This is a genomic window from Streptomyces sp. NPDC104761 (assembly GCF_055583445.1).
In genome coordinates this window covers 1,178,188-1,193,699 of the sequence record NZ_JBVJNZ010000001.1, presented here as the reverse complement: position 1 = coordinate 1,193,699, position 15,512 = coordinate 1,178,188, and the positions used below count along the sequence as shown (strand labels likewise).

General features: G+C 73.5%; 9 protein-coding genes. 6 read left to right on the top strand and 3 right to left on the bottom strand.

What is annotated here, in order from left to right; all coding sequences use genetic code 11:
- The first annotated feature begins 78 nt into the window (after positions 1–78).
- A complete protein-coding gene (locus tag ACZ63F_RS05345) occupies positions 79–1,041 on the top strand; it encodes an alpha/beta fold hydrolase (protein ID WP_469708883.1) in 963 nt (320 codons plus the stop codon).
- Between the two features lie 51 nt (positions 1,042–1,092).
- A complete protein-coding gene (locus tag ACZ63F_RS05340) occupies positions 1,093–2,007 on the top strand; it encodes a squalene/phytoene synthase family protein (RefSeq protein WP_469708881.1) in 915 nt (304 codons plus the stop codon).
- Here ACZ63F_RS05340 and ACZ63F_RS05335 read toward each other — a convergent pair.
- Together ACZ63F_RS05335 and ACZ63F_RS05330 are read right to left on the bottom strand one after the other, a co-directional pair.
- A complete protein-coding gene (locus tag ACZ63F_RS05335) occupies positions 1,998–3,902 on the bottom strand; it encodes a glycoside hydrolase family 97 protein (protein WP_469708880.1) in 1,905 nt (634 codons plus the stop codon). The two genes, ACZ63F_RS05340 and ACZ63F_RS05335, sit on opposite strands and share 10 nt — an antisense overlap.
- Before the next feature lie 25 nt (positions 3,903–3,927).
- A complete protein-coding gene (locus ACZ63F_RS05330) occupies positions 3,928–6,261 on the bottom strand; it encodes a glycosyl hydrolase family 95 catalytic domain-containing protein (RefSeq protein WP_469709332.1) in 2,334 nt (777 codons plus the stop codon).
- A gap of 245 nt (positions 6,262–6,506) precedes the next feature.
- Between ACZ63F_RS05330 and ACZ63F_RS05325 the strand changes: the two genes are divergently transcribed.
- A complete protein-coding gene (locus ACZ63F_RS05325; RefSeq protein WP_469708878.1) occupies positions 6,507–7,742 on the top strand; it encodes an SGNH/GDSL hydrolase family protein in 1,236 nt (411 codons plus the stop codon).
- Positions 7,743–7,760: 18 nt separating this feature from the next.
- On the opposite strand, the gene ACZ63F_RS05320 is transcribed toward ACZ63F_RS05325, so the two are convergent.
- On the bottom strand, positions 7,761–8,711 hold the full coding sequence (locus tag ACZ63F_RS05320) for a ricin-type beta-trefoil lectin domain protein (RefSeq protein ID WP_469708876.1): 951 nt from the start codon (positions 8,709–8,711) through the stop codon (positions 7,761–7,763).
- A gap of 320 nt (positions 8,712–9,031) precedes the next feature.
- On the opposite strand from ACZ63F_RS05320, the gene ACZ63F_RS05315 reads away from it, so the two are divergent.
- The 3 genes from ACZ63F_RS05315 to ACZ63F_RS05305 are packed head-to-tail and all read left to right on the top strand — an operon-like array spanning position 9,032 to position 15,383.
- Complete coding sequence (locus tag ACZ63F_RS05315) at positions 9,032–9,604, top strand: sigma-70 family RNA polymerase sigma factor (RefSeq protein ID WP_352362501.1); 573 nt, start codon at positions 9,032–9,034, stop codon at positions 9,602–9,604.
- A complete protein-coding gene (locus ACZ63F_RS05310) occupies positions 9,601–10,782 on the top strand; it encodes a hypothetical protein (RefSeq protein ID WP_469708874.1) in 1,182 nt (393 codons plus the stop codon). Before ACZ63F_RS05315 ends, ACZ63F_RS05310 begins: the two co-directional genes overlap by 4 nt.
- A gap of 59 nt (positions 10,783–10,841) precedes the next feature.
- Positions 10,842–15,383 carry an FtsK/SpoIIIE domain-containing protein gene (locus ACZ63F_RS05305; protein WP_469708872.1) on the top strand — a complete coding sequence of 1,514 codons (4,542 nt, stop codon included), beginning with the start codon at positions 10,842–10,844 and terminating at the stop codon, positions 15,381–15,383.
- The last annotated feature ends 129 nt before the right edge of the window (positions 15,384–15,512 follow it).

Genomic DNA, 15,512 nt, shown 5'->3' with positions numbered 1-15,512 from the left:
CCGGCTCCGGACGACTCCCCCGCCTCAGGAGCCGGCCAGGACGGGTAGCCGAAGATCGTTGCGCGTACGCTCGTGCACATGGTTCAGCATCGAATGGTCGACGTGAACGGGATCCGGCTGCACATCGCCGAGGAGGGTTCCGGTCCGCTGGTCGTGCTGCTGCACGGCTTCCCCGAGTCCTGGCACTCCTGGCAGCACCAGTTCGGCCCGCTGGCCGCGGCCGGCTTCCACGTGGTCGCCCCCGACCAGCGCGGGTACGGCAGCAGTGACCGCCCGGAGGATGTCGGGGCGTACAGCATCTTCCACCTGGTCGGTGACGTCGTCGGGCTGATCGGGGAGCTGGGCGAGGAGCGGGCGTTCGTCGTCGGGCACGACTGGGGCGCGCCGGTGGCCTGGCACACCGCGCTGTTCCGTCCCGACCTGGTGCGCGGGGTGGCGGGGCTGAGCGTGCCGCCGCCGTTCCGCGGGGCACAGCCGCCGCTGCGGACCATGGAGCAGCGGTTCGGCGGGCGTTTCTACTGGAACTACTTCAACCGCCCGGGTGTCGCCGACGCCGAGTTCGGCCGCGACCCGCGCACCACGCTGCGGAAGTTCTTCACCATGGCGTCCGGGGAGGGCGCCGGCGCCGGCGAGATCCGGCAGCCGCTGGTCGACCCCGAGCGCGGCTGGCTGGCGGACATGCCGGATCCGGAGACCCTGCCGGAGTGGTTCACCGAGGCGGACCTCGACGCGCTCACCGAGAGCTTCTCCCACGGCTTCACCGGCGCCCTGAACTGGTACCGCAACCTCGATCGCAACTGGGAACTGACCGCCCCCTGGCAGGGCGCCGCCGTCACCCCGCCCGCGCTCTACGTCTACGGCGACCGCGACCTGGTCCCGGCGTTCCCCGGCACGCCCGAACTCATCGCCCGCCTGCCCGAGTTGATGCCGAACCTGGTGCGCGAGCCGCTGAAGCTGGCGGGCTGCGGGCACTGGACCCAGCAGGAGCGCCCGGACGAGGTGAACGCGGCGCTGCTGGAGTTCCTGAAGTCCCTCTCCTGAGCTCCTCGGGGGCCGGACTCCGCTGTCCGGGCCTACCTCTACGATCATCCCGTGAGCGCGTGGAACAAGACCCTGACCGCGGCAGGCATCACGGACCCGGAACTGCGCCGGGACTACAGCGTCCAGCGCCGGGTGGTGCGGCAGTACCGGCGCAGCGCCTACCTGGCCTGCCGGGTGCTGCTGCCGCCCGCGGTGCTGCCCCACGTGGTCGCCGCGACGGCCGTGATGCACCACGGCGACACGCTCCTGGACTCCGGCCCGAAACCGGAGCGGGCGGCGGCCTGGGACGCGTGGGAGGAGCGGGTGCGTACCGCGCTGGAGACCGGGGCCAGTGACGATCCGCTGATCCGCACCCTGCTGCACACCGTCGGCACGTACCCCCGGCACCGGGAGGCCGTGGAGGGATATCTGGCCACCGCCACGGCCGAGTTGGAGTTCGACGGCTTCGCCACGGAGGCCGACTACCAGGCCTATGTGGACGCCTACTCGCTGCCCGCCTTCCTGCCGATCGCCGGGCTGCTGGGGCCCGAGAGCGACACCGACGGGCGGTTCCGGGCGGGTTGCCGCACGCTCATCGACGGCAGCCAGCGGCTGGACTTCGTCAACGACCTCGCCGAGGACCTGCGGGACGGACATCTGGGCATCCCGGCGGAGACCCTGAAGCGTTTCTCGGTCGCGGTGGAGGACATCGAGGCGGGCCGGCCCTCCGCCGGGCTGCGCGCCCTCGTGGCGCACGAGGTCGAGGCGGCCCGGGCCGATCTTCGGTCGGGCCGGGAGGTGCTGGGCCTGATGCCGCCCGCCCACCGGCCGATGGTGAGCGCCCTCATCGAGATCGAGCTGATGACCGCCGAGGCGGTACTGGCCCGCGGGACGGGGGTGCTGCGGGGTTCGGCGTCGCCGTCCACGGCGGGCACCCTCAAGCTGTTGCTCGGTGCCCGCCGGGCGGCGGTGCGCGCTCAGCGGTAGCAGGTGGTGACGCCCGGGTGCCAGCGGCAGGCGATCCCGGCGAAGCCGCCGTCGGCGACGACGTCGAGGCTCAACTCGTCGCCGTCGTGCAGGACTTGACTCTCCTGGACGAGACCGTCGGCGCCGTCCCGGATCGTCTGCACCAGCCACCGGCCCCGGCCGACGGTCAGGGGCACGGTGGCGGTGCGGGCGGCACCGGCGTACACCCCGCCGAGGAACCAGCGGTCCCCGCTGCGGCGGGCGAGCACGGCCTCCTGCCCGGGACTGCCGGCCAGCAGCCGGGTGTCGTCCCAGGCGGCGGGCTCCTGGTCGAGGAAGTCCCGGGCGAGGGGCCGTTGGTCGTACGACTCGGGGGTGCCCGCGAACATCTGGAGCCCCGACTCGTAGGCGACGGTGAGTCCGACCTCGGCCGCGTCGGAGTTCGGGCGCAGGCCGACGCGCTGGAAGCCGCCGGGGGTGAAGTCCATGGAGCCGATGACGTTGCGGGTGAAGGGCAGGGTGGTGAGGTGGGCGGCGGTGTTGGTGCGCTTCTCCTCGCCGCCGACGGCCTCCATGCTCATCACCTGGGGCCAGGTGCGCTGGATGCCCTTGGGCAGGGTGGCGCCGTGGAAGTCGACCATGAGGTGGTGATCGGCGGTCTGAGCGAGGATGGTGTCGTACCACTGGAACATCGACTGCGCCTCGGAGTTCATGAAGTCGATCTTGACTCCCTTGACGCCCCAGCGTTCCAGCGTCGGCAGCCACTGGGCGCGTTCCTCAGGGGTGTCGAGGTCGCGCTGGTGAACCCAGACGATGATCCCGACGCCCTTGGCCCGCGCGTAGTCGACGAGTTGGGGCATCCAGCTGTCGGTCTGCCAGTCCGGGTCGGTGACGTCCCACTCGTCCTTCTTGAAGTACCAGCCGGAGTCGACGGCCTCGTAGGGCCAGTGGTGGGCGGCCGCGTAGTCGACGTACGCCTTCTGCGCGTCGAGGCTCTGCCCCGCGGTGCGTCCGCCGGCCAGCCAGGTCCACAGCACGGTGCCGGGGCGGATCCAGGAGGTGTCGGCGACCTTCGAGGCGGGGGCGAGGTCGTCGGTGAAGGTGGATCCGGTGACGGTGGCGAGGTCACCGGTGATCATGGCCCGCCACGGGGTGGTCAGGGACCCGTCGGTGTGCACCTGGCTGTCGGCGAGCTTGATGCGGTAGGTGCCGGTGCCCCGGGTGTGGGCGAGCCGGGCGCCGGAGTAGGTGCCGGTGAGGTCGGACTCGGCGAGCAGGGTGTAGCCGCCGTCGGTGGCGAACAGGGCCTGCTCCGAGTACTCGCCGGTCGGGGCGGTCGCGGCGGTGTACTGGTTGAACTGGCCCTCGTTGTCGACCCGGTAGGTGCTGAGCCAGGCGCCCGCGTCGGCCGGCAGGGTGAACGCGGAGGTCTCGCCGAGGACGTCGCCGTACCCGGCGGGCAGCACGTAGCGGTAGGCGATGCCGTCGGCGGCTGCGCGGACGACGAGGTCGAGGCGGGCGCCGGCGGCGGTGGCGAAGGAGAGCCGGGTCTCGCTCATGCGCACCCGGCGGTCCAGGCGCTTGCCGGACCTGGCCCGGTAACGCTCCTCGACCATACGGTTCTTGCGGTGCAGGAAGCGCAGTCCCTGGGAGAGATCGGCCTGTTGGGTGAGGATGCCGACGGGTGACGGCTCGATGACGGTCCGGCCGTTGCGGGTGACCGCGAGGCTGAGGGTGCCGGTGGTGTCGTCGAGGGCTATCCGGGCGCGGGGCGCGTGGGCCGCCTCGGTCACGGTCCATGTGTGCGGCTGCTGCTGCTCGGCCCGTGCGGGGGCGGTGGTGAGGAGGGTGGCCGCCAGTCCGGCGCAGAGCGCGGCGACCACGGTTCTCCTGGTTCTCCGGGGTGGAACGGCCATGTGAACCCAGCCTTCCGGTCGGTGGTTACGGCAGTCCCCACGCCGCACCCGGTTCGCTGACGGCGACGGGGGCGATGACGAGGTCGGGGCGGGAGCCGGAGTACACGAGGACCTCGCGGCCGCGGGGCAGGTCGATGGCGAGGGTGCCGTCGCCGAGGTCGTGGGTGCGGGCCGGGGAGCCGTCGTCGAGCAGGACGGTCAGGGGGCCGGTCAGGCCGTGCCGGAGCTTGAGGGGCTCGCCGGCCAGGCTGCGGATGCGGATGAACCGGGTGCTGCCCGCCTTGCGCACCGCGCTGACGAGGAAGGCGCCCTGGGTGCGGAAGTCGTGCAGGGTGAGGTCGGCCCAGGCGGTCGGGACGGCGGGGAAGACGCGGATGATCCCGCCCCAGCTCTGGCAGAACATGTCGTGCAGGGACTGCGAGGCGGACAGGGGGGTCTCGATGACCGGACCGGCCTCGGTGTAGTGGGTGTTGGCCCGGCAGGGGTAGCGGGTCGTGGGATCGAAGAACTTGCGCAGGTAGCCGATGGCGGTGTCGCCGTCACCGGTCATCGCGTACATCGAGGCGGCTCCGGTGTAGCTGTAGCCGCGGTGGGCGCCGGTCAGCGCGTGCCAGCGCACGACGGACTTGGTGATCAGGTCGCGGTTCTCGGGCTGGTCCCAGTTGACGAGGTACAGCGGGTACACCATCAGCAGGTGCGAGTAGTGGCGGTGGGACTGGTCGTACGGCGTGTCGGCGCCGATCATGAAGCCGTTGTCGTCGACCGGGTAGGGGGTGAGCCGGGCCAGTATCTCCTGCCAGCGGGGCTTCAACTCGTCGTCGATGTCCAGCAGTTCGGCTGAGTCGAGGAGGGTCTGGCAGCCCCAGCGGATCAGGGCGAGGTCGTAGTTGGTGTCCTGCGGCGGGACGACCGGGTACTCGGGCGAGAGCGTGCTGGGCAGGTGCAGTTTCCCGTCGCTGCCCGGGGTGAGGAAGTGCCAGTAGTAATTGATCGTGCGGCGCAGCAACGGGTAGATCGTGTCGCGGAGAAGGGACTTGTCCATGGAGTGGCGGTACGACAGCCACACGTTGTGCAGGGCCCAGGTGAGGTCACCGGTCTCGGCGCCGGTTCCCGGCCTGCCCACCTCGCGGTCGGCGAACATGTCGGAGCTGCGGCCGATGCCGGAGCTGTCCGAGCGGTAGGCGGCGGGCACGTTGGCGGTGAGCTGTTCCTGGCTCTGGCGCAGGGTGGTGGCGAGCGAGTCCAGTTCCGGGTGGTTGAGGGCGTGGATCAGCCAGTACTCCAACTGGACGTTGAGGTTCCACCAGACCGCCGGCCAGGGGGTGGGTTCCAGCCAGGGGCCGGAGGTGGCCATGACCGGGCCGTCGGCGCGGCTGGCGGAGGCGACCTTGTAGAGCTGGATCCAGTGGAAGCTCTGCAGCCGCTGGTCGGGGAACGAGACGAAGCTCTTCCGGTAGAACGCGTGCCACCAGCGGGTGTGGCGCCGTCTGAGTGTGCTGTATGACATGGCACTCCGCAGATGACGCCGGGAGTCCGCCTCCGCAGCGCTGTCCGACGGGAAGCTGTGCCCGACGCTCAGCAGCAGGTCGTCGCCGGTACGGCGGTAGGAGGTGGCCGTCTGGCCGCCGCCGGTGAGAGGTTGGAGGACCTGTTCGGTGCCGTCGGCCGCGGTGCGGGTGGTCCAGGGCGGGTTGGCGGTGTAGCCGGCGGGCGGTGCCTCCTGGATCTTGCGGGGGCTGATGGCCTCCTCGGGGTGGAAGGTCCAGGTGACGCGCTCGCCCCCGTCGGCGGTGGCGCGGACGGCGAGGACCTCGTCGTGGACGAGGGCGGCGAGGGTGAGGGTGCCGGCGGTGGTGGTGACGGTGCCGGTGAGTTCGGCGTTCCAGAGGCTGAGGCGCCAGTCGACGGCGGTGATGGTGCCGGCCGGTTCGAGGGTGAGGTGTCCGACGGGCAGGCGGGCGGTGCCCCAGCCGCTGCCGAACTCCGGCCGGTGGTCCTGGACCCGGCCGTGCTGGACGGTGAAGCGGATCTGGTTGGCGCCCGGCTCCTGGTAGATCATGCTGCCGAGCAGCCCGTCACCGAGGAACGGCCCCTCGTACCAGAGGGCCGGCAGCCTGGTCCACCGCAGGTCCTGGCCGCGCAGGAACCGGTCCCAGGCGCCGTCGGTGGTCATGGTGTTGCGGAGTTTCCAAGGGTGCCGGACCGCCGGCACCGCCGGTTTCGCGGCCCCCGTGGCCGCCGGTTCCGTAGCCGCCGCGTGGGCGGTTCCGGACAGGGTCACGGCCGCCGCTCCGCCGAGGGCGGTGCCCAGTACGGCTCTGCGGGGCACCGGCGAACGTTGCTCCGGGTGCGAGGTCATCATCGTCCTCCAGACCTGACGGATCATCGATACATCGGGTGTATCCGGGAACCTAGGGACCCCACTTGCACCTGTCAACAACCTCAACACGGCAAGGTTCGCGCCTTCTTGAGTCGTCCGATTGGCTTGAGCTCGACGTTCACATCGACAACCCTGACTCAAGTCCTTGACTCATCGGATGTATTGGGGTTGCCTGCGTTCCCGTCCCCCCGCACCTCTCCTCCCGTTCGGAAGGACGGCACCCCATGCGCGGAGGCACGGTTCGACCCTTGCTCGCGGGCTGCGCGGGCCTCGCGGCCCTTCTCGGCCTGGCCCTGCTGTCCGCCCCGGCGGAGGCGGCCGGGCACCACCGATCCCGCTGGACCGGCACCTGGGAGGCCGCCCCTTCCGGCACCGTGGCCGAACTGCCCGGGCAGACCGTGCGCAACGTGATCCACACCAGCGTCGGCGGCGCCGCGCTGCGGATCCGGGTCACCAACCGGCTCGGCACGGCGCCGCTCGCCCTCGGCGCCGTGACCGTCGCCGTTCAGCAGGCGGGCGCCCCGAAGAGCCCGAACGCGGTTCCCGGTTCGGTGCGTACGGTGACCTTCCGCCGCACCGCCTCCGTGACGGTCCCGGCGGGCCGGGACGCGGTGAGCGACCCGGTGCCGCTGCGGGTGCCGGCCGACGCCAACCTCCTGGTCAGTCTGTACACCCCGGCGGACTCGGGTCCCGCGACCTATCACCACTCGGCTCTGCAGACCTCGTTCATCGCCCCGGACGGCGACCACACCGCCGACCCGGGCGGCACGTCGTACACCACGACGACCGGCTCCTGGTACTACCTGACCGGCGTCGACGTGCTCGGGGCGCCCGCCGCGGGCAGTGTCGTGGCCCTCGGCGACTCGATCACCGACGGGTCCGGTTCCACGTCGAACGCCAACCACCGCTGGCCCGACCGGCTCGCCGCCCGGCTGCGCGCCCTGCCCCCGCGCGACCGCCTCGGCGTGCTCAACGCCGGTATCGCGGGCAACCGGGTGCTCCTGGACGGCACCGGCCCGAGCGCCCTGTCCCGGCTGGCCACCGACGTGCTCTCCCGCAGCGGGGTACGCGCACTGGTGGTCATGGAGGGCGTCAACGACATCAAAGGCAGCCCGAACCAGACCGATCCGGCCGCCTTCGAGGCCGCGTACCGCGAGATCGTGGCCCGCGCGCACGCCCACGGCATCCGCGTGACCGGCGCCACGATCACCCCGTACGACGGCAACGGCGGCTGGACCGCGGCCCGCGAGGCGGTACGGCAGTCCGTCAACGAGCTGATCCGGCGCGGGGGCGTCTTCGACGCGGTCGCCGACTTCGACGCCGTCGTCCGCGATCCCGCCGCCCCCGACCGGATCCTGCCGGCCTACGACGCCGGCGACCATCTGCACTTCGACGACGCGGGGTTGCAGGCGATGGCCGATGCCGTCGACCTGGGCTCGCTCACCGGTGGTGGCCGGTGAAGGAGGCTTGCGGACCGGTCAGCTCTTGTGCCACTTCTGGTTGGGGGTGCCCGAGCAGGTCCACAGCTGGAGCTTGGTGCCGTTGGCCGTGCCGTTGTCGGTCACGTCGACGCACTTGTCGGCCAGGGCGCTGACCAGGTCACCGGCCGAGCTGAGGTAGAACAGCTGGGCCCGGTTGCCACTGCACTTGGCGACCTGGATCGCGGTGCCGTTCGCGGTGTTGCCCCAGGCCAGGTCCATGCACAGGCCGAGCGAGCGGACGGTGCCGTCCGACTGGAAGACCCACTTCTGCTTGGCGGCGCCCGAGCAGTCCAGGATCTCCAGCCGGGTGCCGTCGCCGCCCGCGTCGGTGACGTCGATGCACCGGCCGGATCCGGTGCCGACGAGCTTCACGCCGGGCACCGTGGTGGTCTTCGTGCCGCCGCCTCCCGACGTGGAGCCGCTGGACGAGGAAGTGCCCGAAGAGGAGGACTTGGAGCCGCCGGACTTCGAACCGGATGACGTGGAACCCGAGTTCGCATCCGAGTTCGAGCCCGATCCGGAGCCGACGGTGCCGCCTCCCGACTGCTGTCCGGTCGAGCCGGTGCCCGTGCCACCGGCCGACCCGGAACCGCCCACGGTGGTCTTCCCGGGCTTGTGGGAGGTGGTGTGCGAGGGCGTCGGGGACGAGGACGGCGACGGGGACACGGAACCGGTCGTACCGGACAGCGTCGTCGGCTCTCCCGCTGCCACCACCGCGGCCGGTGTGGCGTCCGGGCCCGGGAAGAGGTCCACCCGGCTCAGCAGCGGCACGGCCAGGGCGACGACGACGGTGAGCCCGGCCGCCGCGCCGACGGTCGCCCACACCCGCACGCCCGGCACCAGCCCGCGGCGGGGCACGGCGGGCCGGCGGGCGAAGGTGTCGCTGAAACGTCCCGCCGGGGTACCGGGCCGTTCCGCCGGGGGCCGGGGTCTGCGAAGGGGCGGCACGTCGTCTCCTGAAGGTCTCGTGAAGGTCTCGGAACGCCCGGAACATGCGGGACACCGGAACAGTAACCAAGGCGCGGCACCGATCCCCCCACCCGCCCACGAAGATCCCTCCGAACGTCACCTTCCGTCCACCTATGCGGAGTTGCCTGTGACGAACCTGTTGAAGTCCGGGGCGGGTGCGGCTTCGGGAACCGGCGATATTCGCGCTAGCGTTCGTGCCTGACACGATTCACAGTGACACAGAGCAACCCGGCACGACTGCACAACGGCACCACAGCACCACAGCACAACAGCACCACCGACACCGGAAGGCGGAGGCCGTGAGCCTCATCGACCATGACCGCGCCGACGGCGCGGACCGGACGCTCGGCCTCCTTCTCGCGGAGCGCGACAGCCTGCGCCGCTTCGTGACCGGCATGATGGGGCGCGACCCCCACGGCGCGGAGGACGTCGTCCAGGAAACCCTGTTGCGGGCCTGGCAGTCGGCCGGACGCCTGGACTGGCGGGACCGGCCCATCCGGATGTGGCTGTTCCGGGTGGCCCGCAACCTCGTGGTCGACGGCAGGCGCCGGGACCGGAGCATCCCGGTGGGGATCACGGCGGCGGACTTCGGCGGCGCCGCCCCCGCGCCGGTGCCCGACCACGCCGAACAGGTCGGTGACCGCCGGGTGCTGGTCTCCGCCCTGCGCACCCTCGCGCCCGCGCACCGGGAGGCCGTCGCCCGCGTCCACCTGCTGGGCCAGCCCGGCGACGACGTGGCCCGCCAGCTCGGGCTGCCTCCGGGCACGGTCAAGTCCCGTACCCATCACGGCATCCGCGCACTGCGCGCCACTCTCGAATCCCACGGCTGCCGCCCGGCCGGGACCGAGCATCTCCGGGGAGAGACGCGATGACCTCCGACACCATCACCACCCTGCTCGGCCTCGTCGGCGTCCTGGTGCTGGTCCTCGCCGTCACGCACTGGCTGGTCCGGCGCGGCGGCGGCTGGAAGGCCCTGTGGCGCCGGCTCGGGCGTGAGATCGGCCTGACCGCGAAGGCGTTCACGGGTCCGGTCCGCACGGAGCTGCGCTACCGGCGCGGCCTGCGCCTGCTGGTGCGGCTGCTGCGCGACCCGGCCGTGTGGGCCGACGCCGAGCGGGCCACGGCGCTGGCCGCGGCCGTCCGGCCCGGGGTGCGGCCGTACGGCGTGCTGGCCGGCCCGGAGTGGGTGGCCGTGCTGGTCGCGGCGGACGGCGACGCGCTGCGCGAGCCGCCGGAGCCCTGGGCGGCGGACGAGAGCGATCCGCGGCTGTGGTGGATCGACCGTGCCGATCTGACGGACGACGGCGTGGCGTCCGCCGCCGTACCGCTGCTGGTGTGCGTGGGGCACGACATGGGCCACGCCGTGCTGCTCGACGTGCGTTCCGGTCCGCCCGCGCTGTCCGTGTACGGCCCGTCGCGCGCCGCCCGTTCGGCCCGCGCCGTGCTCCAGGCACTGGCCGCGCAGCTGGACGCCCGGCTCCCCGAGGGGCGGGTCGCCATCGCCGCCGGGGTGCACCCGCGGCATCCGGGGATGCCGGCCGCGGCGGCCGTCGGGCAGCCCGGCATCGAGGTCGCGGTCTGTGCCGACCCGTTGGAGCGGCCGCTGCCGTCCGGCGTGCGGCTGCTGAGCCTGGGCGTGGCCCGAGGCCGGACCCGGCTGCTGGAGATCGCCCCGGACGCGGTGCTCACGGTGCACGGCGCGCCCGCCGCCGCCCGGGTCGACGTGCTGCCGCTGTCGCGGGCCGTGGCCCGGACGCTGGCCGCGCTGCCGCCGTGCCCGGAGCTCCCGCACGACGAACCGGCGGGTCCGGTGGACGCCGTGTCCGCGGCCGACCGCGACCTGCTGCCGGACGAGCCGGACCTCGGCACCGGCGCGGCCCCCGCCACCGGACCGACCGGGGTCTCCGCGTCCCGGCCGGCCCCCGCGCCCGAGCCGGCCGCCGTGCCGGTGCCCGCTGCGGCCGCGGCCGTCGAGAGCGACGACGACTTCGCCGAACCGAGCACCTCCGAGGCGGCCGGGGTGTCTGCGACCTCGCCGCAGGCGCCGTGACGCCCTGAGCGCCGTACCCGTCCCCTGATCCCGTACGAACGAATGCCCGGCTGGGAGCCGTGAACCTCACCATCACCACCGTGGACGCCACGGACGGACAGCGCCGCGACCACCAGGTCCGGCTGCCCTCGAACGCCACCGTCGGCGATCTCGCCGCCGCCCTCACCCAGGACGAGGCCGCCGCCACCGGTGGCGCCGACTGGGCGGCGGCCGGCGCGCCGCGGGCCCGGAACCTCTACACCGGCGGCCACCGGCTCGACCCCGACACGCCGGTGTCCGGCAGCGGGATCCGGGACGGCGGCCTGGTCGGGCTCGGCGGCCCGGCCCGCCCGGCCGACCTGGTCCGGGTCCAGGACGACGGTGCCCCGGACGAAGTGCTCGCCGAGGTGCACCTCGTCTCCGGGCCCGGCGCCGGGCGCACCTGGCGGCTCGGTCCCGGCAGCCACGAGATCGGCACCGACCCGCTGTGCGCCCTGCGGCTCGACGCCGCCGGCGGGGTGCCGGAGAACGGGCTGTGGGTGACCGTCGGCGCCGACGGCACCGCTTCCTGGCAGCGCATCGACGCCGACCCGGAGTCGGCCGTGCGGGCCCGGCTGGCCTCGCCGCCGCCCGACGACGCCATAACCCAGCTGCGCCGCCCCCGCCCGCAGCCGCCCCGCGAACGGCCCGCGGGGCCCGGCCCGGTGCCGTGGCCGGCCGGTGAGGACCTGACGGTGGGTCCGGTGCTGCTGCGGATGAGCTCCCCGGTCGAGGCGGATGCGGCCGTCACGCCGTCCGCCGACGGCTACGGCGTGGACTACAACCGGCCGCCGCGGATCGCCCCGCACCTGGACGCCGAGCGGGTCCGGCTGCCGCAGCCGCCGTCGCCGCCGCAGAAGCGGCCGTTCCCGACCGTGATGATGATCTCCCCGATCGTCCTCGGCCTGTTCATGGTCAGCATCTTCAAGTCGTACTACTTCCTGGTGTTCCTGTTCCTCAGCCCGATGATGATGCTGTCGAACTGGGCGACCGGCCGACGTGCGGCCCGCAAGCAGTTCCTGGAGTCGGAGGCGGCCTACGAGCGGCGCCGTGACGTCCTGGAGGAGCAGGTCCGGGACGCGGTGGTGGGCGAGCGGCGGGTGCGGGACAAGACCGGCCCGGACCCGGCGTCGGTGGCTCTGATCGCGACCGGTCCCGGTGGCCGGCTCTGGGAGCGGCGCCGCCGCGACCCGGACCATCTGGTGCTGCGCCTGGGCACGGTGGACCAGCCGTCGGTGCGGGAACTGGAGGATCCGGCGCGGGACGAGAACCACCGCTCGATCCGCTGGAACATCCCCGACACGCCGATCGGTGTCGACATCGCCGCGCACGGCGTGGTGGGCGTCGCGGGCCCGGCCGCCGAGGTGCAGCCGCTGGCCCGCTGGCTGGTGGCGCAGGCCGGTGTCCTGCACAGCCCGCGCGACCTGAGGATCGTCGTCCTGACCGAGCCGGACCGGGTCGCGGACTGGGCGTGGACGCGCTGGCTGCCGCATCTCAAGCCCGGTACGGCCGGCGGTCCCGTGGTCCTGGTCGGCAACGACCCGGAGTCCACCTCCGCCCGGATCAGCGAACTCGTCTCCCAGGTGCAGTCCCGGCGCCGGCAGGCCGGCAACGAGCGGGACGTGGTCTTCGCCGAGCCCGACGTGCTGGTGATCGCGGACGGGGCGCGGCGGCTGCGGGACGTGCCCGGCATGGTGCAGGTGCTGACCGACGGACCGCGGGTGCGGATCTTCAGCGTCTGCCTGGACGAGCAGGAGCGGCTGCTGCCCGAGGAGAGCACGGGGGTCGTGCTCGCCGCCGACGGACGGCTGACCCTGCGGCGGCCGGGCGCGCCCGACCTGCCCGCGGTGCGCGCCGACCGGGTCTCCCCCGAGTGGTGCGAGCAACTGGCCCGCGCGCTGGCCCCGATCCGGGACGTCAGCCCCGAGCACGACGCCGGGCTGCCCCAGCGGGTACGGCTCCTGGACCTCCTCGGTCAGGAGCCGCCCAACGCACAGGCCCTGCTGGACCGGTGGCAGACCGACCCCGCCGCCACGTCCTTCCTCATCGGCACCGGCTTCGACGGACCGCTCTCCCTGGACCTGGTGCAGGACGGACCGCACGGTCTGGTCGCGGGTACGACGGGTTCCGGCAAGTCGGAGCTGCTGCAGACCTTCGTGGCCTCGCTGGCCGCCGTCAACCGGCCCGACGAACTCACCTTCGTGCTGGTCGACTACAAGGGCGGCAGCGCGTTCAAGGAGTGCGCGAACCTGCCGCACACCCTGGGCATGGTCACCGACCTCGACGCCCACCTCGTGGAGCGGGCCCTGGAGTCGCTCGGCGCCGAACTGCGGCGCCGGGAACAGGTGCTGGCCGCCGCCGACGCCAAGGACCACCCCGAGTACCGGGCCAAGCGGGCCGCCGACCCCTCGCTGGCCCCGCTGCCCCGGCTGCTGCTGGTCATCGACGAGTTCGCCACCCTGGTCCGCGAGGTCCCCGACTTCGTGCCCGGGTTGATCAGCATCGCGCAGCGCGGCCGTTCGCTCGGCATCCACCTGATCCTGGCCACCCAGCGCCCGGCCGGTGTGGTCACCGGTGACATCCGCGCCAACACCAACCTGCGGATCGCGCTGCGGGTCACCGACATGACCGAGAGCCAGGACATCATCGACGTCAAGGACGCCGTCGACATCTCCTCAGGCACCCCCGGGCGGGCCCTGGTGCGACGCGGGCCGAAGCAGGCGGACCCGTTCCAGACGGCGTGGGTGGGCGCGGAGCGGCCCCGGGAGACACCGGCCGCCGCGGCCGAGCCGGAGGCCGGTGCCCGCAAACCGGTGCGTACGGTGGACGTGGGCTGGGACGCCCTCGGACGGCCCGCCGAACTCCCTGCCGAGGCGCGGACGGTGACGGTCGCCTCCGCGCAGGGGCCGGCCCCGACCGACCTCCAGGCGCTCGTCGAGGAGATCCGCACCGCGGCCGACCTCCTCGACGACTTCACCCCGCAGCCCAGCCCCTGGCTGCCGCCGCTCCAGCGCGAACTCACCCTGGCCGACCTGGACGAGCTCGGCGCCACCCGCGAGGGCCGGCTGGTGATCCCGTACGCCCTGGAGGACGTGCCGCAGCTCCAGCAGCGCCGGGTGGCCGTGGCCGACCTGGCCACCTTCGGGCACCTGTACGTGATCGGCGCGCCGCGCTCGGGCCGTACCCAGGTGCTGCGGACCATCGCCGGATCGGCGGCCCGCGCGGCGAGCACCGCCGACGTGCACATCTACGGCATCGACGCGGGCGGTGGCGGACTCACCGCGCTCGGCGCGCTGCCGCACTGCGGTGGCGTGGTCTCAAGGCACGACCTGGAGCGGCTGGGCCGGCTGCTGCACCGCCTGAACCGGGAACTGACCGAGCGGCAGGACCTGGCGCAGACACACAGCGCGACCGGCATCGCCGAACTGCGCAAGCTGCTGCCGAAGGCCCAGCGGCCCGCGCACATCCTGCTGTTCATCGACGGCTGGGACTCGCTCTCGGTCATCATCGACGAGCACGACCACGGCCAGCTGGTGCAGGAGGTGACCCGGCTCATCCGCGAGGGTGCCGCCGCCGGCATCCATGTCGTCGCGACCTCCGAACGGTCTCTGCTGGGCGGGCGGATGGCCGCGCACAACGACCACAAGCTGCTGCTGCGGCAGGGCGACCGCAGTGACTACCAGGCGGTCGGCATGATGCCGAACAAGATCCCGGCCGACATCCCGCCGGGCCGCGGCTGGCACGTCCTCAGCGGCACCGAGACGCAGGTGGCGCAGCTGGCGCCCGGCGGCGGCACCGAACAGGCCGAGGCGCTGCGCACCATCGGCGAGGCCGCCCGCAAGCGGGACGCGCAGGTGCCTCAGACCCGGCGGCCGTTCCAGGTCGCGGTGCTGCCGCGCTCGGTGGAGTTCGCCGAGGTCTACGAGAAGGTCGCGCAGGGCGACCGGCGGCCGATGTGGGGGCTGCTCGGCGTCGGCGGCGACGAGGGCGGACCGGTGGGCACGGACCTGGCGGGCTCCGCCTCGGCGTTCGGGGTGTTCGGCCCGGCCGGGTCGGGCCGCAGCAACACCCTCGCCTCGATCGCGGTGTCCTTGCTGGCCGGCGGCACCTCACTGGTCGTGCTCACCCCGCGCGAGTCGCCGCTGCGCGCCCTGGAGCGGCATGCCACGGCCACCGTGCTCACCGAGAACGACCCGTCGGCGGACACCGTGCAGGCGGCGCTCGACGCACTGCCGGGGCCGCGGGTGGTGGTGATCGACGACGCCGACCTGCTCACCGGGTCGGCGGCGGACAAGCTCCTCAAGGAGATCGCCGTCTCGGGCCGCGACCGGGGCCTGGGGCTGGTCTACGCGGCTTCGGCGGAGGGCTTCCAGAGCGGGATGAGCGGCTGGACGCTGGCGGCCCGCCGGGCGCGGCGCGGCCTGCTGCTCGCGCCCAAGAACCTCACCGAGGGTGATCTGGTCGGCGTGCGCCTGATGCCGAGCGTGGTCCGGGCGTCGACGCACCCGGGCCGGGCGTGGACGGCCGGCCCGAGCGGGGCCCTGCTCGCCCTCCAGGTGCCGCTCACCCCGTTGCGGGCCTGACCGCCCCCTGCCGCGCCGGGGGGGGGGGGGGGGGGGGGGGGGGGGTGGGGGAGGGGGGGGGGGGGGCGGGGGTGGGGGGGGGGGGGGGGGGGGGGGGGGGGGGGGGGGGGAGGGGGGGGGGGGGGGGGT

Bases quoted from the DNA above. Each gene is read 5' to 3' on its own strand.
- ACZ63F_RS05345 (WP_469708883.1), top strand. From the start codon at position 79: ATGGTTCAGCATCGAATGGTCGACGTGAACGGGATCCGGCTGCACATC.
- ACZ63F_RS05310 (WP_469708874.1), top strand. From the start codon at position 9,601: ATGACCTCCGACACCATCACCACCCTGCTCGGCCTCGTCGGCGTCCTG.
- ACZ63F_RS05330 (WP_469709332.1), bottom strand. From the start codon at position 6,261: ATGACCTCGCACCCGGAGCAACGTTCGCCGGTGCCCCGCAGAGCCGTA.
- ACZ63F_RS05325 (WP_469708878.1), top strand. From the start codon at position 6,507: ATGCGCGGAGGCACGGTTCGACCCTTGCTCGCGGGCTGCGCGGGCCTC.
- ACZ63F_RS05335 (WP_469708880.1), bottom strand. From the start codon at position 3,902: ATGGCCGTTCCACCCCGGAGAACCAGGAGAACCGTGGTCGCCGCGCTC.